The following is a 24,499-nucleotide window of genomic DNA, read 5'->3' as shown; positions in this document are numbered from 1 at the left end:
ACGGCCCTCAAACTGTTCCGACAATGACACCCTGTTCGCGCAACCCCTCCAGCAATGCCAGTCCCTGCTGCACATCCCCTCCCAACGCCTCCAACCGCGCCCGCCCGGTACCCTGCTCCAGCGCCAGCAACTGATACGCCATCGGCGCCAGGCGCGCAAAGCGCACCGTCAACGCAGCATCGCGATATACCAGCAGCAACGTCTGCGCCTCGGGCGCAACCGTTGGCTGATAATCCACCCCGATGCGCTCCACCGGCCACTCATAAGCCAGCACCCGCGCCACGCAGGACAACAGCGGCGCCCCCTCCAGCAAATCGCCCGCCGGGTCATGGGCCGGGTCCTCGGCATCGCTCAAATACAACTGCGCCTCGACCCACTCATAGTGCGCCAGCTCCAACTGCCAGGGCGCATCCAGCTCGACGCCTTGCAGGTAATCGACAAACGCTTCGGCAATCTCGGTAAACAAGGGGGTCTGGCTACGGTAGTTGGCGTAAAAGTCACGCACTCGCGCATGCCAACGCTGTTCGCCCAAGGCCTGGCGCATCACCGGAAAACTGCCGGCCAGCAAGCCTTCGATAGCGCCATAGAACAACTCACGGTAAACCTTCAGGCGCCGACCCTCTATGCCCGGTGGCGGTGCATTGCGCTGCGGGTCACGCAAGTGACGGGCCAAGGTGTATTGCTGCTCGCGCAACGTCTCATTCATCACGCGGCCCTCCCAAAGCCAGTTGCACGCTGCGGATACGCGCCGTCTCGGCCAACAGTTCGGCCAGCGGGGGATAGTTGAAATCCCGTTCGAGCACGGTCGGCTGCACGCCAAAGCGCGCACAAGCGAGGGTGTACAGCGCCCACACGTCTTCCTTGACCGGCGCACCATGGGTGTCGACCTTCAGGTCCGGTGCTTCATCGTAATGGCCGGCTATGTGCATGCCGGTCACCCGTGCCTGGGGCAAACCTTCAAGAAAGGCCCGGGCTTCGTAGCCGTGGTTGCAGGCATTGACGAAAACGTTGTTGACGTCCAGCAGCAAGTCGCAATCGGCTTCATCGAGTACCGCGCGGATAAAATCAAGCTCGCTCATCGCCTGATAAGGCGCGGCGTAGTAGCTGATGTTTTCCACGGCAATACGCCGGCCCAATTGCTCCTGCGCCTGGCGTATGCGCGCAGCCACATGGTGCACGGCTTCGTCGGTGAACGGTATGGGCATCAGGTCGTACAGGTGCCCGTCGTCACTGCAATAGCTCAAGTGCTCACTGTACATACGCACCTGGTGGCGATCGAGAAAATGGCGGGTCTGGTCGAGAAAATGCAGGTCGAGTGGCTCACTGCCACCCAGCGACAACGACAGCCCGTGGCAAGTCATGGGAAAACGCTCGGCCAACTGGGCCAGGCCCTTGCCGTAGGCGCCGCCAACCGCTATCCAGTTTTCCGGCGCGCATTCAAGGAAGTCTACTGCACCAGCGTCCATCGCCAGCAGTTCCGGCAGCAGGCCACGGCGCAAGCCAAGCCCGGTATTCAACGTCGCAGCACGCATAAAAAAGTCTCCAACAGGCACAACGCCCCGCCTGACCAGCAGGAGGGGCGTTGCGTCACTTCAAAGGGTAAGGGTCAGGATTTGCCAGCCAGGTGGCTGAACAGCCCCTCGGGCATGGCCTTGCCGTTGGCCTGGTAGATCGCCTTCAGGTGGTCCGCCGCTTCTTGCTCGGAGATGAAGCCGTCATGGTTGCTGTCGATCTTGTCGAAGTCGCCGGCGCGGTCCTTGGCCACCGCCAGAAACTCATCCCGCGAGACCTTGCCGTCGTGGTTGCTGTCGGTTTTGGCGAACGAGGCATCGCCGCACTTACCTTCGCCGCATTTGCCTTCCGCCCCGGCCTTGGCGCTGGCACCACACTTGCCCTCACCGCATTTGCCTTCGCTTTGGGTGGCCTTGCCGCTGCCGCCGCATTTGCCTTCGCCACACTTGCCCTCGCCGGCCACCTTGGCCGAAGCCAGTTGGTAACCTTGTGCCAGCGGTTCCACGGCAAACGCACTGCTGGTCAATGCCATGCTGCCGATCAGGGCGGCGCCGAGCAGGCCGAGGGTGTTTTTTGCTTGAGTCATGATGCAGCTCCACTGTGGTTGGAAAGTGGAGCCATTAGGCCGTTGCGGTTTGTCGTGAGTGTATCGGGCAAGGCGCGCTTTTGTATGGGAATAGGTCTGCAGCGCGGTCAGATACAGTGGGATACACAACGCCCGGTAGCCGGCCCCAAGCGACCTTGGGGCCATGACGCGTGTTCAGTCTTCCAGCGGCTTGGGCGGGGCCGCCGGTTTGGCTGGCTTGGCCGGTTTGCTGTCCTTGGCCTTGGCTTCCGGCGCCGCAGCCACAGGTTCGGGTGCGGTCACCGCCTTTTCGCTGGCGGGCAATTCATCGACCGCCTTGAAAATCGCCTGCGGGTCGATAGGTTCACCGCTTTCGTCATCCTTGAGCATGTGCCGCTCGCCGTCCTTGCCCACCAGGATCACCTTGGTGCCCTTGCTCGCGCCCAACTTGAGCTCGCGGATCAGGGCCATGGTGGTCTGCTGTTCGAGGTTCTTGTCTTCGCGCTTGCCCATCATGTTGGCGACGCTGTAGAGCACCAGGTTGCGCTCTTTGAAGGCGGCCTGGGTGGCCGGGTCTTCCAGGGCCTTGTTCAACCCGCGCAGGGTCGGGTCGGCAGTGCTCGGGGCAATCACCACCAATGGCCTGGCCTTGCCCAGTTCCTTGGCTAAAGGCGCATCACTGTCTGCGGCAAACAGGGGGCCGGCAACAGCTAGCAAGGTAGCGAGGGTCAGTGACCGGACGAGCATGCGTATCTCCTTATTGTCTCGATATACCAATGACTACAGATCACGGAGAAAAATCCGACAAGGAGCCTAAACCACTTCACTCAAGAACGGGCCGTGGAAAAGTAACTGCCGGTTTCCGGACATCCTGAAGCCAAGGCGACGGTACTGGCACATACCGCCGTCACCTTGACTGAGCATAGCCCATAGCCGCTTTGCGCAGCGTCAGACAAAACCTTGCCCCGAGGTGCCCTCAACGCACCTGTATGCCCGGGTCTTCAGGCCCCACCTCCATGGCACGAATCGTCATGTCGAGCATCAGCCCCCTGCGTGCAGCGCGTCGCGCGTCGCCAATGGCATCCACCTGTTCGAGCCTGGCCTCGTCGGTAAGTGTTTCATCGTCGAGCACTGCATCGAGCTGGCGCCTGAACGGCAGGTCGACCTGAGCAAAACGTTCCGGATGGGTACGCTCCAGATGTTGCTGCCAGAAGTCCCGGTCCACCAAGGCGCGAGCAAGCTCATCCTCGGTTTCTGCACGTCGCACTGCGGCCTCGGCCTCAGCCAGGTCCGCCTCGGTTACATCCGCAATGACCTGGAAGCTCATGCCCTCGGCCTCGACCGGCAAGTCCAGGCGCTCGCGCAGCCCAACCCTGAAGGCCAGCCCCACTTCACTTCCTTCCGCCTCCCGCCCCCGCTCCCAGACCACCCTGGCCGCGAAGCGATCGACAGCATCTTGCCGCCACATGCGGCGCCCCAGGTTGAGCAAGGCGCGTTCAGCTTGCCCATGGGGTGATTCCTCCGCCCGCCATACCAATACATTCAACTCAAGGTTACTCAAGCACCAGGTCGCGCCATCCTGGCAACCCCACTCATCATTGGCGACCGTCAGCAAACGCTCTCGCAACGCAGGCTTCATGGCCATCGCCTGCAACAGCGCCATTACCCGATTGCCCAGTGCGCGTGGGTTGACACGGAAATCCTGGGACAACAACAGTTGCCCAAGCACACGGTAAAAGCGCTCTGTGCTTTGCCCCGTATCCAGTGAGTCCCACGCGGCAAGCATCAGGCCTCGATGCTCTGGCAGTACCGCATCGCCCCATACCTCACGGGCGCGATCAAGCCGCAGCAGCAGATGCTCTTCATCCGAGACAGGCACATCGCTCCGCAACGAAGCCTGCAGACGCAGCGTCTGGGCTTCGCCCAAGGGGTTGGCATTGAGCCGGATCCGCCGCCGACGCCACACCGGCAATTGGTAGAAATACTCGGGGACATGCCGGATCCGGTTGTCCCGCAAATCAACCGAAACCAGCTGGGTGCGGTCCATCAGGCCGGGGGGTAATTGTGTGGTTTGCGTGTCGCGCAGGTTTAACCACCGCAACTCCGGCAAGCCTGCCAAGGTGAAGCGGCGCCCCAGGGGGTTATGGGACAGGTCAAGGAAATTCAGGGTCGCACAACTGCCCAGCGTGGCCGATTGTGACAGGTCAAGGGCGATCCGGTTGTTGGTCAGGCTGAGGTGCCGCAGTTGCGGCATCTGCAACAGCGGTTGCGGTAGTCGGGTGAGCAGGTTGCCGCCTAGGTCCAGCGTGCTCAGGTTGGGGAAGGCCAACAGGAAGCTGACCGGCACCTCCAGCAGGTCCAGGTGCAGCAGGGACAGGCTGGTGACACTGGCGAAGCGTACCTGCGCTGGCAGGTTGGGCAATCGGCCCGGCCTGAAGTTGCAGAACATCACATGCAAGTTGTCTTCGGCGCAAATGTGCAGTTCGCCGACGCTGACGGAACGCCTCCAGCAGTTGAACAGCGTCTGGCGCAAGGCCTCTCTGTCCTCCCTGATATCGCCCTGTTCCTGTGCAACCCATCCATCAAGCGTATGACCGAGGGCGGCGAACTCATCGTGCAATTGCGCCAACCTCTGCTCCAGCTGACGGCCTGAGCGCCGCACCTCGTCGGCAAATGTCTCGACCTGTGCATCAGTCAACCAGGGGAACAAATCTCGCAATGTTGCCTTCAGTGCACGGCCCCTGGGCGAGAACCCAGCCACGCCGCCACCGCCCAGCGGGTAGCCCAGGCGACCATCGGCCAGGCGCAAGGGCAGCCGAACAGCCCCCGGGCGTACCGGGCTGAGCAAGCGCCCCACTTCATCGCGACGGCGCACGGCTTCGCGCCCCACGGTCACCCTGACGTTGTGCGCGAACGGTTCACCAACACCCATCGCCGCCCGTTGGGCCTCGGTATAGGCTGCCGACATGACATCGAACAATTCACCGGCCTGCCCCTGCGGCGAGCCTCGCTCATCCAACAGCTGGAACGAGCCATTGAGGTGCACCAGGTCGAACGCTTGCAGCCCCTGCTCGGTAGCCGCCAACATCGGGCCACCCAGGTAACCTTCGTACAACCGCCAGCGCACGCCTTGCCCGGCGCCAGGCAGGTGCTGCAACATGCCCAGCACCACCCTTGCCAGGTCGGCAGTCTGCGGCGTGTCCAGGTACAAGGCTTCCAGTACCCGTGTTCGACGCATGTCCAAAAGATCACTACGAGCCGCTTCGGCCAGCCTCAGCGCCACCCTGCCACTGGCCAGCAGGCGCCTGCGATTCTCGCCGCTGGCGGCCTGCACCAATGCGCGCGCGCTGCGGACATGCAACCCGGGGAAAACCCGGCGCAGTGCGGCACTGCCTGGGCAGTCACTGGGCTGCAGGGATTCGTACAGCTGTTGCAGCAGTACCCGGCGCTGCGTCCATGCCAGTTCAGCCAACGCCTGATCAGGCAAACCTTGCGCACCCGGCAGATGCTTGGCATGGTCGAGCACGGTGACATCCTGTACGGCCTCACCACTGCGTAAGTGCCCGATCATGTCGCGGATGCGCTGGTCAAGCCGGACCCGTTGCACACTGTCGAGCAGGCCAGGGGCTGGTGCCTGGGCATGCACATGCAAGCCGCGCAAATCATCGCCATCAAGCCCATGAAACAGCATGACCTGGTCGATCTGCTCGTTATCCAGTGCGCTGAAAGGCTCGCCCAGGCGCCGGAACATACGGTAGGTATCGCGCCATTGCGCCGGCTGCTCACTCCACAACCGCCACGCGCCCGCACCATTGTGGCGCAACATCGGGCCGTGCCCCCCGACAGGCCGTAACTGCCATTGCCCCTCGCCGGCCTGCGACCGCACGCGGTAGTGATGCCCGTCCATTGCGACCCAGGCCTGCCCTTCCAGCCGCCAGATACCGATGGCATCCTGGCTCGCGGTCGCCATCGGCACCTCGCTCAGATAGGGCGTCAGGTCGGGTTGCCAGAGCTTGGTGGTGCCGTCCTCCAGCCGGGCAGGCAACAAGGCATCGACCACTGTTGAACGCAGCCAGGCCCGTCTCGCCACGGCCACGCCCGCAGCAGTGGCCGCGATCAACGCAACGTCGGTGGCAACCTGGGTCAAATGGTCGAGTGCTTCCCGCCTGTCCCCTGCTTGCCAGGCTTCAAAGCCATGGTAAACCTCACCCAGCAACGCCCAGGCAGTCACTCCCAGCAGCACCAGGCCAATACCCGGCACGAAGAAACTGGCCACATTGAGCAGCGCCCATCCTTCAGCCACCAGGCGCTGGTCGTGCTTGCGCTGAACTTCGCGGTCAAGCCGGGCCACCGGCACGGCGATCATCGCTGCATCGTCCTTGATCTGGCGTAGGCGTGCTTGTGCCAGGCTGTTGAACAAAGGCTGTGGGTAAGCGTGCAAGCGCGGTTCAAGATCACGGAACGCCCAATCAGCCAGATCGTCGAAATTCTCCATCACCTGGGTAAAGAACGCCTGGCTGTCACGGCGCCGCACATAACGACTGAAAAAGCGCTGATACGCCTTGTTGCGCAACCGGCGCCCAAGCTCACGGTTCAGTTCGTCGACACTGTCGAACACGCTCCAGGGCGCAACCGGGTCACCGGGCAGGTACAGCAACACACGGCAGGTCGTGTGCAGCAGCGGCCCCTGATCGATCACCTCCAGCACAACGGCCTGCTCGATGCTGCACCCCAGCAAGTGCAGTTGCCTGGCCACCACCAGGTCGCCCGCCAGGCGCAGTAACTTGCCCTCTTTGCACATGGCCACCAGCAACTTCAGTTCGCTGTCATCCAGCACACCGTCCTGCCGGGCCTTGTAGGCGTCCACCAGCATGGCGAATCGGCAGGCATCGGTCAGCAGGCGTTCCACAGCCTTGACTTCACCGGTTGGCTGCAAGACGGAATCCAGATGGCGTTGATACGCTTCACCCAGGTCCAGCGCGCGGCACAGTGCAGCCAGTTCGATGGCCGTGGGCGGAGTGCTGGTCACCTTGCGCGGCACAAGCAAACGGTTACCGCGGGGTTGGCCACCGGCCTGGGCCTGCTCAGCGGTGAAGTTGCGCATCACCACCTCGAGTAACGGTTCTACCTCATACACCACCTCGGTCAGGTGAGCACCAACCGGCTGGCCGTTGATCACAGGCTCCCGCCGCCCCTGCAGAAACTTCAGCGAACGGGTGTTGAGGGCCAGACCGTACTGTTCGTCGAGCGCTTTTTCCAGGCCCGATGCGACAAAGCTGTCGATGCCTTCAATGCGCTCAAGCAATGTGTTGACGCGCTCGCGGCACTCAAGGCTCTTGGCCAGCGCCTCACCCACCGCGGGCAGCTGATCGGCAGGGACCTGGCGCAACCAGTGCGGCAGCTGCCTGCTGATGATCGCATCCTGGAAGGCATCACTGGCAGACGGTGTGCCGGATGACGTTGTGGTGTCCATGCGTTAGGCCTCGTGAAGAAAAGAGGCCAGACTAGGCGGCATGAATACGACCAGGCGCTAGATAGGTAATGCCCGTGCTCAGAACAGCAACAACTGCCGCCCGGTCAACGTGGCGAAGTCATCGCCAACGAACGGCAGAATGGCATCGGCTACCGGCTGTAACTGCCGGCTGAGGTAGTGTTCGTAGTCGATCGGCGATTGCAGGTTTTCCATCGGCTCGGGGCCGCTGGTAGTGATGAGGTAACTGATCCAGCCACCGCGCTGGTACTGGCGAGGGCGACCAAGCCGGCTGTTGTATTCATCGGCCTGGCGCGCAGCACGTACATGGGGTGGCACATTGCGCTGGTAATCGGCCAACGGCCGACGCAGGCGCTTGCGGTACACCAGCAGGTTGTCGAGCTCGCCCGCCAAGGTCTGCTGCACGTAGTGGCGCACATAGTCGCGATACGGCTGGCCACGAAAGATCCGCCCGTACAGTTCCTGCTGAAACTGCTGCGCCAGTGGTGACCAATCGGTGCGCACCGACTCCAGGCCCTTGTACACCACATCCTCGCTGCCGTCGGCGCGCTGCACCATCCCGGCATAACGCTTCTTGCTACCCTCGTCGGTCCCACGGATGGTCGGCATCAGAAAACGCCGGTAATGCACTTCGAACTGCAATTCCAGTGCGCTTTCCAGGTTCATCTGCTGGCGCAGGTGCTCGCGCCACCACTGATTGACGTGGGCGACCAGTTCTCGGCCGATCTGCGCCGCAGCCGCTTCACCATGGGCGCCCTTGAGCCAGACGAAGGTGGAGTCGGTATCGCCATAGATGACCTCGTAGCCCTTGGCCTCGATCAACGCCCGGGTCTGGCGCATGATCTGGTGACCGCGCATGGTGATCGACGAGGCCAGGCGCGGGTCGAAGAAACGGCAACCGCTAGAGCCCAGCACACCGTAAAAGGCATTCATGATGATCTTCAGCGCCTGCGACAGCGGTGCGTTGCCTTCACGTTTGGCCGCCTCCCGCCCTTGCCAGACGCGCTCGACAATAGCCGGCAAGCAATGCTGGCTGCGCGAGAAACGCCCACCCCGGAAGCCTTCTACCGAGTGCTCATCGTCGGGCAAGCGCAGGCCCTCGACCAGCCCTACCGGGTCGATCAGGAAGGTCCGAATGATCGACGGGTAGAGGCTCTTGTAGTCCAGCACCAGCACCGAGTCGTAAAGGCCTGGGCGCGAATCCATCACGAAACCACCGGGGCTGGCTTCGTCAGGGCGGCTGCCCAGGCTGGGGGCGACGAAGCCCAGGCGGTGCATCTGCGGGATATACAGGTGGCAGAAGGCGGCCACCGAACCCCCACTGCGGTCTACCGCCAACCCGGTGACAGAAGCGCGCTCCAGCAGGAACTCGAGCAGGCGGGTATGGGCGAAGATGCGCGTGACCAGCTCGCAATCCTTGAGGTTGTAGCGTGCCAGGGCGGGTTTGTCTTCGGCGAAACGGCGGTTGATCTCGTCCATGCGCTGGTACGGTGTGTCGATGGCCTTGCCTTCACCGAGCAAGGTCTGCGCGACATTTTCCAGGCTGAACGACGCAAAGCTCCAGGTTGCCGAGCGCAGCGCTTCAATGCCGTCGATCAACAGCCGCCCCGGCGCGTCGGCGAATACGTGGCCGCCACTGGCGTGGCTGCGCAAGGTCATGGGGGCGCCGCTGCGGCCCAGTGCCAGCGGCACCTGCAGCAGCTTGGCGTGCTCATGCAACAGGCGCAGGTCGAACTGGATCAGGTTCCAGCCAATGATTGCATCCGGGTCGTGCTCCGCCATCCACTGGTTGAGGCACGCGAGCAACCCGGCACGGTCATCGCAATAGTGCAGGTCGAAGTCCAGGCCCTCAGGGTCGCCGTTGGCCGGGCCAAGCATGTACACCTGACGCTGGCCGCAGCCTTCCAGGGCAATGCTGTATAGCTCGCCACGCTCACTGGTTTCGATATCCAGCGACACCAGGCGCAGCGGTGGGCGATAGCCCGGCAGGGGCTTGAGCTGGGCATCGCAGATCACGCCCTGGTCATCGGGTTGCCCGGTGAACTGCACCGGCGCGGTGACGAAGCGCTCCATCAGGTAGCGTTCGGGTGGGCGGATATCCGCTTCGAACACCTCGATGCCTGCCGTGCGCAGGCGTTGCTCCAGCTGCATCAGTTGCCGGTGCTGCCGGCAGTAAAGGCCCATGACCGGGCGCTGGTCGAAATCCTTTAGCTGCAAGGGCCGAAGTTCCGCGCCAGGTTCGTTCGCCAGCAGCACCTGCGCGTGCGCCGCTTGCGCTTGCGGGATGAACGCCACCGAGACCTGGGGTGCCAAACGCAGCAGCCGTGGCCCCTGATCGGTGGCCAGCCAGAGTTCCACGCAGGTGCCTTCTGGCGTGTCATGCCAATGCCGGGTCAGGACAAAGCCCTGCTGCAACTCCACTGCGTCAACCTCTGCCGAAAAGGATGATTCTACGCTAGCGTGCCCCCGCAACGAAGCCGCTTCTGCGCGCGGCCCAGGCCAACAACCATGCCACCCCGATCAGCGCGAGCACCACACCACCAAACCCCTCCACCCCTGCCCCGGCCAGTAACAACCCGCCAATGATGCCGCCCAGGGCAATGGCGCTGTTCCACACCGTCACCAGCATCGATTGCGCCACGTCGCCCCCTTCGCCTGCCGCGTCTGCACAGGCCGTCTGCAGCAGGGTCGGCGCGCCGCCGTAGGTCACCCCCCACAAGGCGATGCTCAGGTACATCAGCCAGGACGACGCTTGCCCCAAGGCCAGCGTAGCCAGGGCAAAACCCGCCAGGCTCAAGAGCACCAGCGTGCGCAGATGCCGGTCGACCAGCAGCCCCACCAGCCCAATCCCGGCCAGGGCCGACAGGCCGAACACCATCAGCACAGGGCCAATGTCCGCTGCCATGCCGGCCGCCGCCAGCAGTGGCACGATATAGGTGTAGAGAATGTTGTGGCCAAGGATCCAGCTGAGGATCACCAGCAGCACAAGCAACACCCCCGGCGTGCGCAGCACCTGCATGGCGGCCGGGCGCTTGCCGGCGGACTGCCCTGGGTAGTCCGGCACAGAACGCACCACCCACACCACCAGCAGCAACGCCACCAGGGTGACCACCATGAACGTTGCACGCCAGCCCAACCCCGCACCCAGCCAGGTCGCGATCGGCAAGCCGAGCGACAGGGCAATCGGCTGGCCGAGCATGGCCAGTGCCATGGCCCGCCCCTGCTGCGCCACCGGTACCATGCGCCGGGCGTGGCCGGCTATCAGCCCCCAGGCCAGCCCGGCGGCCGCGCCGGTGAAAAAGCGCAGTATCAGGGTCAGGCTGTTGGAGTCCGACAGGGCCGTCAGCCCGTTGAACAACACAAAACCGACGATGGCCAGCAACAGCGCCCGGCGCCGATACCAGCCCTGGGTCAGGGTTACCAGCGGGATGGCGGTGAGTAATGAGCCCAAGGCATACGCCGTGACCCATTGCCCGGCCATGGCCTGGCTGATGTGCATGCCGTCGGCGATCTGGTCGAGCAAACCGGCCGGCAGCGTTTCGCTGAGGATGGCGATGAAGCCGGTCATGGCCAGCGCCAGCAGCCCGCTGAGCGGCAGGCGTTCGCTGCTGGCGGACAGCAACGGTGCGGAGGATGTCTGGGACATTGCAGAAGCCTTGAGTAGGAAACGAGGCGAACAGTCTGCAAGGCAAGGCCATTACGGAAAAAGACGGTTACAATGCCGTTCACCCCGGACATCCACGTCCGCAATCAGGAACGCAGCATGGATAGCCTCAGCGGTTTCGTGGTCTTCAATCGGGTGGCCGAAACCCGCAGCTTCGTCGCCGCTGGCCAGTCTTTGGGGATCAGTGCCTCGGCTGTGGGCAAGCGCGTAGCACGCCTGGAAAGCCGCCTGGGCGTACGCCTGTTCCACCGCAGCACCCGCAGCATCACCCTCACCGCCGAGGGCACGCTGTTCCTTGAGCGCAGCCGGCGCATCCTCGCCGAAATCGAGGCCACCGAGCAGGAACTGTCGCAAGCCAGCGAAACCCCTCGCGGGCGCCTGCGGGTGAGCATGCCGCAGGTCACCGGGCTGGTGATGCCGGCGCTGGCCGAGTTCATGGCGCTGTACCCGCAAGTGGAGCTGGACCTGGACTTTTCCGACCGCATGGTGGATATCATCGGCGAAGGTTTCGATGTGGTGATGCGCGGTGGGCAGCCGGTGGATTCACGGCTCAATGCCAAGTTCCTGGGGTATTTCCAGCACCGCCTGGTCGCTTCGCCCGGCTACCTGCGCGAACGCGGCACGCCCGTGCACCCGCGCGACCTGGCGGCGCACACCTGCCTGCATTACCGCTTTCCCAGCAACGGCAAGCTGGAAACCTGGCCGCTGCGCCAGGAGCACCCCGAACACGCCTATGACATCCCCATCTCGATGGTGTGCAACCACGTCGAGACACGCGTCTGCTTCGCTGTGAACCACCGCGGCATCACTTGCCTGCCGGACTTCACCGTGGGCCGTGAGCTGGGCAATGGCTCACTGGTGAGCGTGCTCGACGACTTCATGGAGCGACGCGGCAGCTTCTACCTGCTGTGGCCGTCCGGGCGGCAGATGCCGCCGAAGTTGCGAGTGTTCATCGACTTCATGCTCGAGCGGGTGTTCAACCGTACAGGTAGTTGATGTCCTTGTAGGCCAGCGGTGGCACCTGGCCGAGCAGGAAGTCACGCAGCTTGTGCATTTGCCGCGCCTTGGGGCTGGCCTTGAGCCAGGTCATGTAGTAGCCGTCGCCGGTGGCCACGGCGTGCTTGAACGGTGTGACCAGGCGCCCGGCCGCCAGGTCGGCGCTGGCCAGCACCAGGTCGACCACCGAAATACCCAGGCCTTGCTGGGCGGCCGAAATACCCTGGTCGAGGGTATCGAACACTTGCCCCTGATCGATGCTGATATCCAGCGCATCCATGCGCGCCAGCCAGCGCCGCCAGTCACGGCGGTCCGGGGACGGGTGCAGGAATTCGCACTGGGTCAGGTCGGCCAGGGCCGGTTGCGCTTGCGCCATGTAATCCGGGTGGCACACCGGGATCAACCATTCATCGAACAGCTTGAAGCTCTCGATATCGGCGGGGAAACGCCCGTTGGCCAGCAGAATGGCGCAGTCGTAGGGCTCGGAATAGAAGTCCACGCTGTCGATGTCCATCCACACGCTGGACAACTGCACGCTGCAGTTGTCCTCGTGCTTCTTGAAAGCATCCAGTGCCCGCAGCAGCCAGCGCACAGTGAGCGTGGACGGGGCCTTCAGGCGCAGGCCATAGCGGTCCTGGCGCAACAACGCGCAGGCATTTTCGATGATCTTGAAGCCCACTTTCAGCTCTTGCGCCAGCAGGCGGCCGTGCTCGGTCAGGCTGAGCTTGGGGCCACGGCGTTCGAACAGGTCGCAGCCGAACATGGCCTCCAGGGTCTTGATGTGATGGCTGACCGCGCCCTGGGTCAAGGCGAGCTCTTCCGCAGCGCGGGTAAAGGAGCCATAGCGAGAGGCCACCTCGAAGGCACGCAGGGCGTGCAAGGCCTGAATCCGTTCCGACATGGCGACGTCCCGAGCATGAGTAAGACTAATAGTAGGTCATAGTTCCACGCGTTTTACAACGTCAGGAGCGTCTCGGAAAATGCAGGTAAATAATAAACATAACCAAGATCCTGCCTGCATGTGGCTTGAACGTTCATTAAATTTACGCCTGGGGAAATCATGTTTACGGGATATGGAAATTGCTATCGCCTGGATGCGCTAGAGCTAGCCGATGAACATGTCTGGAACACGCAGCACTGGACTTACAAGACCATAGAGCATTTTCGCAGTATTCTCGCCAACCCCGACTTCCCCTGCCTGTTCGGCCGCAAGGCGGTCAACGGTGAAACCTGCCATATTCTTTTCGCCCGCGCCGAGCAGCTGGCCGATGACATCGCCCAAGGGCTGGCCGACTACGTACGCACCGTCACACCCATCAAACCCAAACAGCGCATCGGCAGCCCTCTGGTGGTGTTTCTCGAAACGGCAGCGGGCAGCACCCTGGCCGAACAACAGGCGCTGGCCTGGAAAGTGTTGCGTGGCGTACATGCGCGCGACCCACACCCGTGGCCGCAAGGCATTCCCACCGACCCCGACGACACCGCCTGGTCGTTCTGCTATGCCGGCATGCCCCTGTTCATCAACATGAATTTCCCCGGCCACCAGCAAATGAAAAGCCGCAACCTGGGCCAGCACATCACCTTCGTCATCAACCCCCGGGAAAACTTCGACGAAGTGGCCAACGCCAATACCGAGAGCGGCAAGAAAATCCGCGAGCGCATTCGCGAGCGCGTGCACCACTACAACGACGGTGTCGTACCTGACACCCTCGGTTTCTTCGGCGATGCCGACAACTACGAGTGGAAGCAGTACCAACTTCAGGAGGCGGGGTCGCTCAACCCGTCGCGCTGCCCATTCCACGCCCATGCCGCACACCCGGCGGCAACCGACATACTGATCGAGAACTGACCGTGAATACCGCACTTACTGCCACCTATGCCCTCACTGTCCTGCTGCTGATCGCTACCCCCGGCCCGGTGGTGGCACTGATCGTCAACACTGCGGCCGCCTCCGGTTCGCGCAAGGCCATGTTTACCGCCGTCGGCACCAACTGGGCGTCACTGGTGCTGATCGGTGCAGCGGCCTGGATCATTCTCACCAGCGCCGCCATCGACAAGGCCTGGCTCAGCACCATGAGCCTGCTGGGCTGCCTGTTCATCGGCTACATCGCGGTGGGCACGTTGAGGGAAGCCCTGAAGGCGCCTGCGCCGGAAACGGCGAGCGAAGCCCCCAAGACCGGGCGTGGCGGGCTGCTGCAAGGGTTCATGGTGGGTATTTCCAACCCGAAGGACATCATTTTCTTCATCGCCTTCTTCCCGCAGTTCATCCAGATCACCGAATCGTTCGGCAAAAGCATGGTGGTCCTGTCGCTGCTGTGGGTGGCCATCGATTTTGCCGTGCTCAGCCTGTACATCTTCGCCATCGGCAAGATCGCCTCGCAGCGGAGCAACCGCATGATAAGCCTGGCTTCCGGTGTGGCCCTGCTACTGATCGCCGCCGGCGGCCTGCTGTACAACCTCAAGGAACTGGCGGCCTGAACGTGAAGCGCACCACTCGGCGCAACCGAAGGAGCGACCATGGCCGCGACTGACATGAGCGCATCTCCTTCGCCGTTGCAGCAGGACTACCAACGCTTTCTGCTGCTGGGCAGCCGGCGTGCCCCGCTCACCGTGCATGTGCACGAAAGTGGCTACCGCTCTGGCACCATCAATACCGATGCGCTCGGCCTGCGCTACAGCCATTACGCCGGCAAGCGCTTTTCCGCAGCCGAGCGCGGTGGTGCTTCGCGTATCAACCTGCTGGTTGGCGGCTCCACGGCCCTGGGTATCGGCGCCAGCTCCGACGAGCACACGGTGGCCTCGCACCTGTCGATGCTCACCGGCGAAGTCTGGCTGAGCCTGGCCGGCTGCGGGCTCAACGCCAGCCAGGAGCTGCTGATGTTCCTGACCCACCAGCACCGCCTTGGCCAGCTCGGCCACGTGGTGGTGCTCAGCGGCCTCAACAGCCTGGCCCACGAAGCCCTCAGTGAGGTCCTCGCCAACCTCAACGGCCCGCAGCACGCCAAGGCCTACCAGGACTTTCTCAACAGTTTCAGCGAAGGCATGCAGCCCGCCGCACCACCCCGTCGGCAGTCGCTGTGGCGGCGTATCCGCCAGGCGCTGGCCACCCCTGTGGTCGCCGCCCCGGTCAGCTGGCCGCTGTCGCCCCCGGAAAAACGCCTGGCCCGTGCTGCCGATAACATTGGCCGTACCCTGCGCCAATGGGACCGGCTGCTGGCAGACAGCCACGCCACCCTCACCTTCATTCTGCAGCCGTTGCTGCCTTGGTGCCGGGATACCCTGCCTGCCGGCGAACAGGCCATGCTGACCGCACTGCAGCAAAAACCGGCGAACTTCGACCGGCTGCTGGAAGGTGCATTCGACAGCCAGTTGCATTCGGCGTTTTTCCGCCGCATCAAGAGCCAGGCCGACCCTGTGCCTTGCTACGACATGAACTGCATGCTCAACAGCTCACCTGTGTTCGGCGCCGACCTGTTCATCGACCGCCTGCACCTGAACGATCTGGGCAACAATGCCCTGGCCAAGGTGATCACCGCCAAACTCGGTCTGGCCCAGGAAAAACACGCCCTGCGCAAGGTCACGCCGATCAAGCTCGTCTGACAGTTGCCGGGTGGTCTTCCGGCCGCCCGCTTGGGTGGCTAGAATACGTCGTCGTTCCGATTTGCCCGAGGCGCACGCTTGACCGCCATGAACATCGAAGCCGTCCATCCTTGCCTGGCCGCCCATGGGGCTTGCCTGTGAGCCGCATGCGACGCCTGCCCCCGCTGTTGATCGCCCTGATGCCGCTGGCTGCGCACGCGCTGGAGGTGCGCATCGACCCTCATGCCGACCTGCTCTACCGCCAGGCCTTGCCGTTGCTGGAGCAGGCCGACAACCAGGGCGACGACGCCAATACATTGCGCACAGCCGTTGGCGGCGACCCCGAGCTCAGCCGTCAGGGCCAGGCCCTGGCCCACACCTTGCCGACGGCGGTAGCCCTGCTGAAAAAATCGGTCGAGCTGGGCCACCCGGTCGCGCAGTACCGCCTGGCGCTGTACTACATGACGTACCTGCCCGTCGCGCAAATTCCGGATGCCGCCTGCCCGTTACTCGTGGCCAGCCTCCAGCAGGGTTTCGCCGCCCCCGCGCCGGCCATCGCCACCTGGTGCCGGCCCTACAACGTCAGCAACGAGTACCGCGCAGCGCTGGAAGCCATCCCCAGCATGGCCACCGTGTACGCCCCCTACTACCCGCAACCGGCCACCCGCCTGGCCTGCAACCGCAGCCGGCCACAAGGCCTGGACATGCTGTGGGGGCGCCAGCGTGACTACCAGGCCGAAGTGTACCGCCTGCTCGGCGACCTCGACCCGCAGCACCGCCTGACCCTGCTGCAGAAGGCCGTGGACATCAATGGCTGTGTGACGGCGCAGCAGCATCTGAGCCGCCATCCATAATCCATCGAGCTAACGCGATCCCGGTGTAGGAGCGGCCTTGTGTCGCGATCGGGGCGCATAGCGCCCCTGGCAAGGTCGGCTGCGAAGCTCAGATCTTGGGGCCGCTGCGCGCCCCGATCGCGACACAAGGCCGCTCCTACAAGGGACTGCGCTCGGCAGGCGATAGACCAGCAAGATCGTTCAAGCCATGCCCCTACCCCTTCTGGCATGCTGGCCTACCACGTAAAGCATTGCAGCCATCATGCCCCACATCGCCCGCCAAGCCTTTCTCCACGGCGCCATCGCCATTCTCCCCTTGTCCCTGGCCGTCGCCCCCTGGGGGCTGCTGGCCGGTTCCATGGCCATCGAAGCCAACCTCACTGCCTGGGAAGGGCAAGGGCTGTCGGCCATCGTCTTCGCCGGCGCCGCGCAACTGGTGGCCATCGGCATGCTCAAAGGCGGCGCCAACCTGGCGTCGATCCTGCTCACCACCCTGCTGCTGACCTCGCAGCACCTGCTGTACGGCCTGTCGATGCGCCCGGTACTGTCCAGCCAGCCGCTGCGCTGGCGGCTGGGCTTGGGCTTTCTGCTGACCGACGAATTCTTCGCCCTGACCAGCCAGTACGACCAGCAGCAGTTCAACCGCTGGTACGCCCTGGGGGTAGGCCTGACCTTCTATGTGGCCTGGAACCTGTTTACCTTGGCCGGCATCCTGCTGGGCCAGAACATTCCGCACCTGGACCAGTTCGGCCTGGACTTCTCCATCGTCGCCACCTTCGTCGCCCTGATCGCACCGCTGGTGCGCAACCTGCCCACGGTGGTGTGCGTAGCGGTGTCGTTGTTCTGCTCGGTATTGTTCAGCCACTGGCACTGGGAAACCGCCCTGGTGGCCGCAGGCCTGCTGGGCATGAGCGCCGGGTTCATCTGCCAGAAATTTGCCGGAGCCCGAGCATGACCTGGATCCTGATCTTTGCCATGGGCGCCATCGTGTTCCTCAACCGCTATGCGTTCTTGGAACCGCGCCTGCCCTTGCGTCTGAGCTCCAACGCCAGGCAGTTCCTTGGCTTTGCCGTGCCGGGCATGCTCACCGCGATCTGCGGCCCGATCATTTTCATGCCCGATCACCAGCTCAACCTGAGCCTGCTCAACCCCTACCTGCTGGGCTCACTGGTGGCCATCGCCCTGGTGCTGTTGACCCGCAGCGTATTGCTGAGCATGCTGGTGAGCATGTTGATCTTCTTCTTCCTGCGCAGCTGGCTGGCATGAGCACGCCCCTGCGCGAGCAGACACACCTCTGGCAGGCGCCGGCACTGGGCGACGTCGAGATGCTGCACGCGCGTTATTTCCAGCAGCGTTTCGCCCCGCATGTGCACGAAGGCTATGTGTTCACCGTGATCGAATCCGGGGCCCAGCGCTTCTGGCACCGAGGCAGCGAGCACTTGGCGCCGGTTGGCAGCATGGTGCTGATCAACCCTGACGAGCTGCATACCGGTGCCACAGCCCATGAAGCGGGCTGGCGTTATCGCGGTTTCTACCCCGAGCACGAGCGGGTAACCGGCGTGCTCGACGAGCTGGAACTGGGCCGTCACGGCATGCCCGGTTTCAAGGACAGCGTCATCCAGGACCCTGCCCTGGCCATCGCGTTCAGCCAGTTGCATCAGCTGTCCGAAGCCGGCGCCAGCGCCCTGCAGCAACAGACCGCCTGGCGCCAGGCGGTGCTGGCCCTGGTGCAGCGTCACGGGCAATGCGCCGAACCTTCAGCCCCCGGCCACGACCCCTTGGCCGTGGCCCGCGCCCGCGAACTGCTGGAAAGCCAATTGGCCGACCCACCCTCGCTCGAAGCGCTGGCCGCCGCAGTCAACCTGTCACCGTTCCACTTCGCCCGGGTATTCCGCCAGGCCACCGGCCTGCCGCCGCATGCCTGGTTGAAACAACGCCGCCTGGCCCGCGCCCGGGAAATGCTGAAGAGCGGCCTGGTCGCTTCGGAAGTGGCGTTTGACCTGGGGTTTGCTGACCAGAGCCATTTGAGCCGGCAGTTCAAGCAGGCGTATGGGGTGACGCCGGGGGCGTATCGCAGCGCTTGCTTTCCAGTTTGAACTGCGTCACCCGGCCTCAGGCAAGCCGGCCAGCCACTGCTACACTGACAAGGCTGAATTGGAGGATCCTGCCATGTCCGAAAGAGAGCTCACCACCCTTCTGTCGCTGATGAACCAGCGCCAGGCCTGCCTGAGCAGTGCCTGCAAGGAGATTGCCGACTGGATCGACCGGCAGGGCGATGTGCCCGCCGCCGGCAAGATCCGCGCAAGCCTCAAGGCGCTGGAGGCTGACGAAGCCCAGGTCCGCAAGACGCTGACCTCGCTGACCCTCGACAGGCCGCTGCCGCGCTTTCGTAGCTGAAGGGTACGGCGGAAAAGAAAAGGGCCGCTAAACGCGGCCCTTTGATCGGTCAGTGCTTCATGTGCATGTGGTCATGCCCACCGCCGGCCTCGGCGTTGAGCGCACGCACTTCAGCCTGCACGTCCACGGTTTCCTTGCTGCCCTTGGCATCTTCGATGGTCAGGGTCAGTGGCACTTTCTCGCCTTCCTTCACCTGATTGTTCAGGCCCATCAGCATCACATGCAGGCCATTCGGGTCGAGGGTTACAGCCTTGCCAGCCGGCAGCTCGACAGACTTCACCTCACGCATGCCCATCACGTCACCGTTCATGGTCATCTCGTGCACCTGCACGGTCTTGGCCGCAGGCGAAGCCACGCTCACCAGCTTGCTGTCGCTGCTGGCGGTGAGGGTCATGAACGCACCGGTGGACTGCTGGTGCGGCACGCTGGCACGCACCCAGGCCTCACTCACGGTGGTCTGGGCCAGGGCTGGCAGGGCCAGGCCCATCAGTGCCAGGGCAGCCAGGCCGCGTTTGATCGGTTGCATCGACATTCAGCAGATCTCCATCAGGGTGACCAGGTCTTCGGCACATTCCTTGGCGTTCAGGGAATGGCCCAGGCTCAGGCGCAGGGTGCCACGCGTATCGTAGACGTAGCTGGTGGACGAGTGAGAAATGGTATAGGTGTCACCGGCCGGGACCTTTTCGTAGAACACCTTGAATTCCTTGGCCACTGCGGCAATTTCCTCGGGGGTGCCGGTGAGCGCGGTGAACGTCGGGTCGAAGGCCTTGACGTAGGCATCAAGCACCTCGGGGGTGTCGCGCTCCGGGTCCAGCGTGATGAACACCACCTGGAACAGGTCACGGTCACGGCCCCTCAGCAGCTTGCGGATTTGCGCCGCACGCGCCAGGGTGGTCGGGCAAACGGCCGGGCACTGGGTGAAGCCGAAGAAGACCATCGGCATGCTGCCGTAGAAGCTCGACAGGGTGCGCACGTTACCTTGCGGGTCTTTGAGGCTGAACTTGCGCCCGAGGATTTCGTTGCTCATGTTCTTGCCGTACTTGAACTCGAGCCCCCGGGCCGGGCTGCAGCCTGCCAGCAGGCCAAGCCCGAGAACGCCCATCCCGGCGACAACTGCGCGCCGGGTATATAGATCATTCATGAAACCATCCTTTACAGGGAAGGTGCCGGCCCTCGGGACGGGCCGGCTGAAAAACCGGGGCATTCTGGCATGACACCCCAAGGGGTTCTACCCGACCAAGGCGGGGAAGGCCTGCAACCCTTTGAATACGGGCTGCGGCCTGTTGTCGCAGGGGTTGAAACAGTAACACTTTGTTGCTAGAGAGCCGCCCTTGGCTTAGTAGTAGGCGTTCTCTTTCTGGCTGTGGTCGGTCACGTCACGCACGCCCTTCAACTCCGGAACACGCTCGAGCAGGGTGCGCTCGATACCTTCCTTCAAGGTGACATCGGCCTGGCCGCAGCCTTGGCAACCACCACCGAACTGCAGCACGGCGATGCCGTCGTCAACCACGTCCACCAGGCTGACCTGGCCGCCGTGGCTGGCCAGACCCGGGTTGATCTCGGTCTGCAGGTAGTAGTTGATGCGCTCGTTGATCGGGCTGTCTTCGTTGACCATCGGCACCTTGGCGTTAGGCGCCTTGATGGTCAGCTGGCCACCCATGCGGTCGGTGGCGTAGTCAACCAGTGCGTCTTCCAGGAACGGCACGCTGACCGCATCCAGGTAAGCGGTGAAGCTCTTCAGACCCACGGCGGTGTCGTCAGGCTTCTCTTCGCCCGGCTTGCAGTAGGCAATGCACGTCTCTGCGTACTGGGTGCCCGGCTGGGTGATGAAAATGCGAATGCCGATGCCAGGCGTATTCTGCTTGGAGAGCAGATCGGCCAGGTAGTCATGGGCGGCGTCGGTAATGGTTATAGCGCTCATGTAGGTTCCTCACAGACTTGCCGCCAAGTGTACGCCAACCCGCTCATTGAACAAAGTCCTAGTATTTGACTCGGGAAAGCGCATATTCAGGGGCCGCCCCCCGTGGCGCCGCCAGCCAGACCTGCATGCGCCGGTACAGGCCGCGCTCCAGCCACTGGTAACTGAACCACGACATTAGTCCAATGGACGGCACGCACAGGGCAAACACCAGGTACGGGTTCAACTGCAGGCGCTGGCTGGCGAACCAGCCGGCGTACAGCACCAGCACATGGACCAGGTACACCGAGTACGAGCAGTCCCCCAAGGCCTTGAGCAGCCGGTTGCCTTGAAAAAGCGGTTCCAGCGCGATGAAGGCCATCACGATCATGGCGCTCGGCAGGCCCCAATGCAGCAGGCGCTGGGACGCATCCAGGTGATAGATGGCCAGGCCCGCCACAACCAGCACGCCCAGCGGCAACCACCGCCCTTGGCGGATCAGCCCACGGCGATACAGCACGCCCAGGCCGATGCCGAGCAAGAACTCGTAGATGATGTCGTTGTTGTAGAAGCGGCTCAGCACACCCAGCCGGCCCAGCACCTCGCTGGCCAGCAACAAGGCCGCGGTAACCAGCAACAGGTGATGACGCTGGCGCACCAGGAAGGCCAGGCCGAACAGCAGGTAGAAGAACATCTCGAAGTTCAGCGTCCAGCCCACGTTCAGGGTCGGGTACAGGCCATAGCCTCCGGGGTTTTCTGCCGGGATGAACAGCATCGACAAGAACAGATGGTGCCAGGCGAACACCTGATGTGGCATCCATTGGCTAAACGCCAGCAGCAACAGGGCCATCAACGCTGTGTAGAACCAGTAGGCCGGCACAATACGCAGCACCCGATTGAGCAGGAACTGGCGCGGTTCGATGGTTTTGTCGCGGGTCGACAGGTAGATGACCAGCCCGCTGATGACGAAGAAGATGTCGACGCCTACGGCGCCACGGTCGGTAAGCAGTTGGCCAATGGGGCCGGTGGCGTGGAAGTCGAAGAAGATCTGCATGAAATGGTGGCAGACCACCACCCAGGCGGCGAACGCCCGCAGTGCCTGAAGCGAATACAGCATGAAGTACCCTGCGCTTGCCGGTGCGTTGAGGCCTTGGGAGCCTATGACAGCTCCCAGACCACCCAACCTGTCCGACCGCAGGGTACCCGGAAAGGTCAGCTTACCCGATCAGAGGTTCTCGTAGCGGTTCATGTCCAGCACCCCCGCCTCCACCGGCTGGGTCTCCTTGATGAAGCTGTTCAAGTCATGGAAGTAGCGCCAGAACTCAGGGTGACTACGGCGCACGCCCCAGCGCATGACGATGCGCTCGAACTTCGCCGGGTCATCTTTCGCATACTCCATGTCCTCGACGAACTCCGCCACATCCTTGGTCGGGATGTTGAAGATGAAGTTCGGGTAGCTGCTGAGCACACCGGGGGCCAACGTCAAGGTATCCAGCCCCGGCTGATAGCGGTATGCCTCACCCAACAGGAACGCCACGTTGCTGTGCGCACGGTTGCGCAGCAGGCTGTACACCTGGCGCTGGCCGCCCTGCCCTTCGATACGCAGCATGGTTGCCTCGGGCAACTGGTTGATCACCTTCAGCCCCGCAGCCGGGCGCGACACCAGGCGGCTGAGCGACTGCTCGGCATTGCGGAACTCTTCGCTCATCTGCGGCCGTGAGCAGAACGCGCCCTGGCAGCGGTTGATCGGGTCGGGCGTGGCATTCAGGCTGCCGGTGCGCTGCAACAGCTTCAGGCCGAAGTCGCGCTTGGGATCGCGCGCGTCGAGCTTGATGGCGCTCGGGGTATCGGTGTCGATGTCTTCATAATCCATCCACATCTTCACCTTGCCGCTGTTCTGGTACCAGTCGCCGAGGATCGCCTTGCGCTGGTCAGCCGGCATCAGGCGCAGGAAGTTGACCTCGGCGCCGTTGCGGATGAGGTCGAAGTACAAGCGTGTCTGCAACTGGTGCGAGACATTACCAAACACGTCGAAGTTGACCGCCAACTGGTAATAGGTGCGCTCAAGCAGCGGGTAGTCGAACAGCCACACGGTCTGCGGCACGTCACCGATCAGGCCCTTGCTCACCGAGGCGCTGTCAAAGTGCCGGAAGATGCTCAGCAGCGCATTGTCGTTTCCGGCCCACAAGGTCGACCAGCCCGGTGCCGGCATGTCGGCATAGGCGTCGCGGCGCAGTTTTTCATACTCGTTGCGCTTGTCGCGGTAGGCGTGCCACAAGCTCAGCACACTGCCCACGTCATCGATCTGCCCCGGCATGGCCAGCAATGGCGTGGCCTCGCCACGGTACTCGGCATCGGTAATGTAGCGGTCGAAGGCCGGCTCCTGGAACAGTGCCCAGAAGTTGTCGCGAATCACATCGGTGGCGATCTGCCCACGGCATACCGGGCCACGAATGAAGGTGCGCACGAAGTATTCGGCGTTATCCAGCATGAACTGGTAACGCGCCACTGCCGGGATCGCCTCGAAGGTTTCGAACGGGTTCGCCCGGTGACGCGGGCCGTAACCCGGCAGTGCGGTGGCGTGCCAGTCGCCGGCATAGAACAGCTGCTTCACCCGTTTGAGTTTCTGCGGCCCCATCGGGTAGGTGATGTGCGTCTTGTGCACGATCACACCCTGCACCGGGATCAACCGATAGTAGAAGTCGGTGCCCGGCGGGTCGTTGGGGCGGCGTGTGGCAATGATGTCGGCCGGCTGGCCGCTCGGCGTGCGTGAACGCACCCACTGGAAGAAGTGGCCCTGCTCGCCGCCAACGAAGTAGATGTGCGCCAGGAACAGGTGCTCGTACAGCCAGCGGCCGACCAGCGCCTCGGTGGAACCCGGGCGGTTGAGCAGTTCTTCCCAATCAGCGATCTGCCTGGCTTCGGTTTCGCTCGGCTTGATCGGCTGGTATTCCACCGGCGCACCGGCCGCCAGCCAGCGGCGCATGGTGTCGTATTCCTTGTCGGTCAGCCCGGTCACCGCCAGTGGCATGCCTTCCTTGGGGTGGGCGCCAGCATAGGCGTCGAACTCATGGGGCAACGGGCACATGTTGTTGCGGCTCAGGCCCAGGACGATGTCCTCGGGCAGCTTGGCGTTGGGCGTGAGCGGGGTCTTGTGCCCCAGCTCCAGCATGCGCGCCATCAGCGCGGCCTGGCTGCCCTGGTTGTCGAGCACCGAGTAGAACCCTTTCTTGCGCCATTGCTCTTCGCTGTGGGCGTCGTAGAACAGCCGCGTGGTGGGCACCGCCTTGCTGCGATCGCCCTCGTAAACCGGGACCTTGCTGGCCCCGCGCACCGCGCCTTCGGGGCTTTCCAGCTTAAGCTGGCAGGCCGCGTCGTTGCAGGCGTGGCAGGCCACGCACTTCTCGGTGAAGATCGGTTGAATGTCCCGGGTGTAGGAAATAGCCGGGCTCGACTGGGGGGCTTGCCCGAACACCGCGCCGCTGATGAGCAGGGCGAAGGCGCCGGCAAGGATACGATGCACCATGTGCGAAAAGTCCTGGTTCTTGAAAGCCATCACGATTGT

The 24,499-nt window shown here is 63.4% G+C and carries 22 protein-coding genes; 9 read left to right on the top strand and 13 right to left on the bottom strand.

Features of this window, described 5'->3' with window-relative positions; translation table 11 throughout:
• Positions 1-7 precede the first annotated feature (7 nt).
• The 7 genes from QQ992_RS09865 to QQ992_RS09835 form a co-directional block, all read right to left on the bottom strand.
• Positions 8-706 (bottom strand): HvfC family RiPP maturation protein, encoded by a 699-nt coding sequence (locus QQ992_RS09865; RefSeq protein WP_286113216.1) that lies wholly within the window; start codon positions 704-706, stop codon positions 8-10.
• On the bottom strand, positions 699-1,532 hold the full coding sequence (locus tag QQ992_RS09860; protein WP_286113215.1) for an HvfB family MNIO-type RiPP peptide maturase: 834 nt from the start codon (positions 1,530-1,532) through the stop codon (positions 699-701). Before QQ992_RS09860 ends, QQ992_RS09865 begins: the two co-directional genes overlap by 8 nt.
• A gap of 74 nt (positions 1,533-1,606) precedes the next feature.
• Entirely contained in the window at positions 1,607-2,098 is a 492-nt protein-coding gene (locus QQ992_RS09855) for an HvfA family oxazolone/thioamide-modified RiPP metallophore (RefSeq protein WP_105947981.1), read from the bottom strand.
• 174 nt (positions 2,099-2,272) lie between these two features.
• Positions 2,273-2,824 (bottom strand): DUF4174 domain-containing protein, encoded by a 552-nt coding sequence (locus QQ992_RS09850; protein ID WP_019098409.1) that lies wholly within the window; start codon positions 2,822-2,824, stop codon positions 2,273-2,275.
• A 229-nt stretch (positions 2,825-3,053) separates the two neighbouring features.
• On the bottom strand, positions 3,054-7,550 hold the full coding sequence (locus QQ992_RS09845; protein ID WP_286113214.1) for an NEL-type E3 ubiquitin ligase domain-containing protein: 4,497 nt from the start codon (positions 7,548-7,550) through the stop codon (positions 3,054-3,056).
• 78 nt (positions 7,551-7,628) lie between these two features.
• Positions 7,629-9,989, bottom strand: coding sequence for a DNA polymerase II (locus QQ992_RS09840; protein WP_286113213.1), 2,361 nt, complete (start codon positions 9,987-9,989; stop codon positions 7,629-7,631).
• Between the two features lie 34 nt (positions 9,990-10,023).
• Positions 10,024-11,214: an MFS transporter gene (locus QQ992_RS09835; protein WP_286113212.1), complete on the bottom strand. Its 1,191-nt coding sequence runs from the start codon at positions 11,212-11,214 to the stop codon at positions 10,024-10,026.
• A gap of 117 nt (positions 11,215-11,331) precedes the next feature.
• Between QQ992_RS09835 and QQ992_RS09830 the strand changes: the two genes are divergently transcribed.
• Complete coding sequence (locus tag QQ992_RS09830; protein WP_105948030.1) at positions 11,332-12,228, top strand: LysR family transcriptional regulator; 897 nt, start codon at positions 11,332-11,334, stop codon at positions 12,226-12,228.
• On the opposite strand, the gene QQ992_RS09825 is transcribed toward QQ992_RS09830, so the two are convergent.
• Positions 12,209-13,129: a LysR substrate-binding domain-containing protein gene (locus QQ992_RS09825; RefSeq protein ID WP_025754379.1), complete on the bottom strand. Its 921-nt coding sequence runs from the start codon at positions 13,127-13,129 to the stop codon at positions 12,209-12,211. The genes QQ992_RS09830 and QQ992_RS09825 overlap by 20 nt on opposite strands.
• 159 nt (positions 13,130-13,288) lie before the next feature.
• On the opposite strand from QQ992_RS09825, the gene QQ992_RS09820 reads away from it, so the two are divergent.
• The 8 genes from QQ992_RS09820 (at position 13,289) to QQ992_RS09785 (ending at position 19,037) form a co-directional block, all read left to right on the top strand.
• Positions 13,289-14,077: a YqcI/YcgG family protein gene (locus QQ992_RS09820; protein WP_105947976.1), complete on the top strand. Its 789-nt coding sequence runs from the start codon at positions 13,289-13,291 to the stop codon at positions 14,075-14,077.
• A gap of 2 nt (positions 14,078-14,079) precedes the next feature.
• A complete protein-coding gene (locus QQ992_RS09815; RefSeq protein WP_286113211.1) occupies positions 14,080-14,706 on the top strand; it encodes a LysE family translocator in 627 nt (208 codons plus the stop codon).
• A gap of 39 nt (positions 14,707-14,745) precedes the next feature.
• Positions 14,746-15,828 (top strand): hypothetical protein, encoded by a 1,083-nt coding sequence (locus tag QQ992_RS09810; RefSeq protein WP_286113210.1) that lies wholly within the window; start codon positions 14,746-14,748, stop codon positions 15,826-15,828.
• 137 nt (positions 15,829-15,965) lie between these two features.
• Positions 15,966-16,661 (top strand): SEL1-like repeat protein, encoded by a 696-nt coding sequence (locus tag QQ992_RS09805; RefSeq protein ID WP_286113209.1) that lies wholly within the window; start codon positions 15,966-15,968, stop codon positions 16,659-16,661.
• A 241-nt stretch (positions 16,662-16,902) separates the two neighbouring features.
• Entirely contained in the window at positions 16,903-17,595 is a 693-nt protein-coding gene (locus QQ992_RS09800) for an AzlC family ABC transporter permease (RefSeq protein WP_286113208.1), read from the top strand.
• Positions 17,592-17,906 (top strand): AzlD domain-containing protein, encoded by a 315-nt coding sequence (locus QQ992_RS09795; RefSeq protein ID WP_016714697.1) that lies wholly within the window; start codon positions 17,592-17,594, stop codon positions 17,904-17,906. The genes QQ992_RS09800 and QQ992_RS09795 overlap by 4 nt, the downstream gene beginning before the upstream one ends.
• A complete protein-coding gene (locus QQ992_RS09790; protein WP_286113207.1) occupies positions 17,903-18,736 on the top strand; it encodes an AraC family transcriptional regulator in 834 nt (277 codons plus the stop codon). The genes QQ992_RS09795 and QQ992_RS09790 overlap by 4 nt, the downstream gene beginning before the upstream one ends.
• A 73-nt stretch (positions 18,737-18,809) precedes the next feature.
• Complete coding sequence (locus tag QQ992_RS09785) at positions 18,810-19,037, top strand: hypothetical protein (protein ID WP_003250422.1); 228 nt, start codon at positions 18,810-18,812, stop codon at positions 19,035-19,037.
• 49 nt (positions 19,038-19,086) lie between these two features.
• On the opposite strand, the gene QQ992_RS09780 is transcribed toward QQ992_RS09785, so the two are convergent.
• The 5 genes from QQ992_RS09780 to QQ992_RS09760 form a co-directional block, all read right to left on the bottom strand.
• Positions 19,087-19,569: a copper chaperone PCu(A)C gene (locus tag QQ992_RS09780; RefSeq protein WP_286113206.1), complete on the bottom strand. Its 483-nt coding sequence runs from the start codon at positions 19,567-19,569 to the stop codon at positions 19,087-19,089.
• Positions 19,570-20,178 carry an SCO family protein gene (locus tag QQ992_RS09775; protein ID WP_016714700.1) on the bottom strand — a complete coding sequence of 203 codons (609 nt, stop codon included), beginning with the start codon at positions 20,176-20,178 and terminating at the stop codon, positions 19,570-19,572.
• Between the two features lie 195 nt (positions 20,179-20,373).
• Positions 20,374-20,958, bottom strand: a complete 585-nt coding sequence (gene nfuA / locus QQ992_RS09770; RefSeq protein WP_016714701.1) for a Fe-S biogenesis protein NfuA — start codon at positions 20,956-20,958, stop codon at positions 20,374-20,376.
• A gap of 58 nt (positions 20,959-21,016) precedes the next feature.
• Positions 21,017-22,051 carry an acyltransferase family protein gene (locus tag QQ992_RS09765; RefSeq protein ID WP_286113205.1) on the bottom strand — a complete coding sequence of 345 codons (1,035 nt, stop codon included), beginning with the start codon at positions 22,049-22,051 and terminating at the stop codon, positions 21,017-21,019.
• 108 nt (positions 22,052-22,159) lie between these two features.
• A complete protein-coding gene (locus QQ992_RS09760) occupies positions 22,160-24,460 on the bottom strand; it encodes a fatty acid cis/trans isomerase (protein ID WP_286113922.1) in 2,301 nt (766 codons plus the stop codon).
• Positions 24,461-24,499 lie beyond the last annotated feature (39 nt).

It is taken from the genome of Pseudomonas kurunegalensis, assembly GCF_030291635.1.
In the GTDB taxonomy this organism is placed as follows: domain Bacteria; phylum Pseudomonadota; class Gammaproteobacteria; order Pseudomonadales; family Pseudomonadaceae; genus Aquipseudomonas; species Aquipseudomonas monteilii.
Note: the sequence above shows the minus strand (reverse complement) of the source record. Positions and strands in the feature narration are given on the sequence as shown.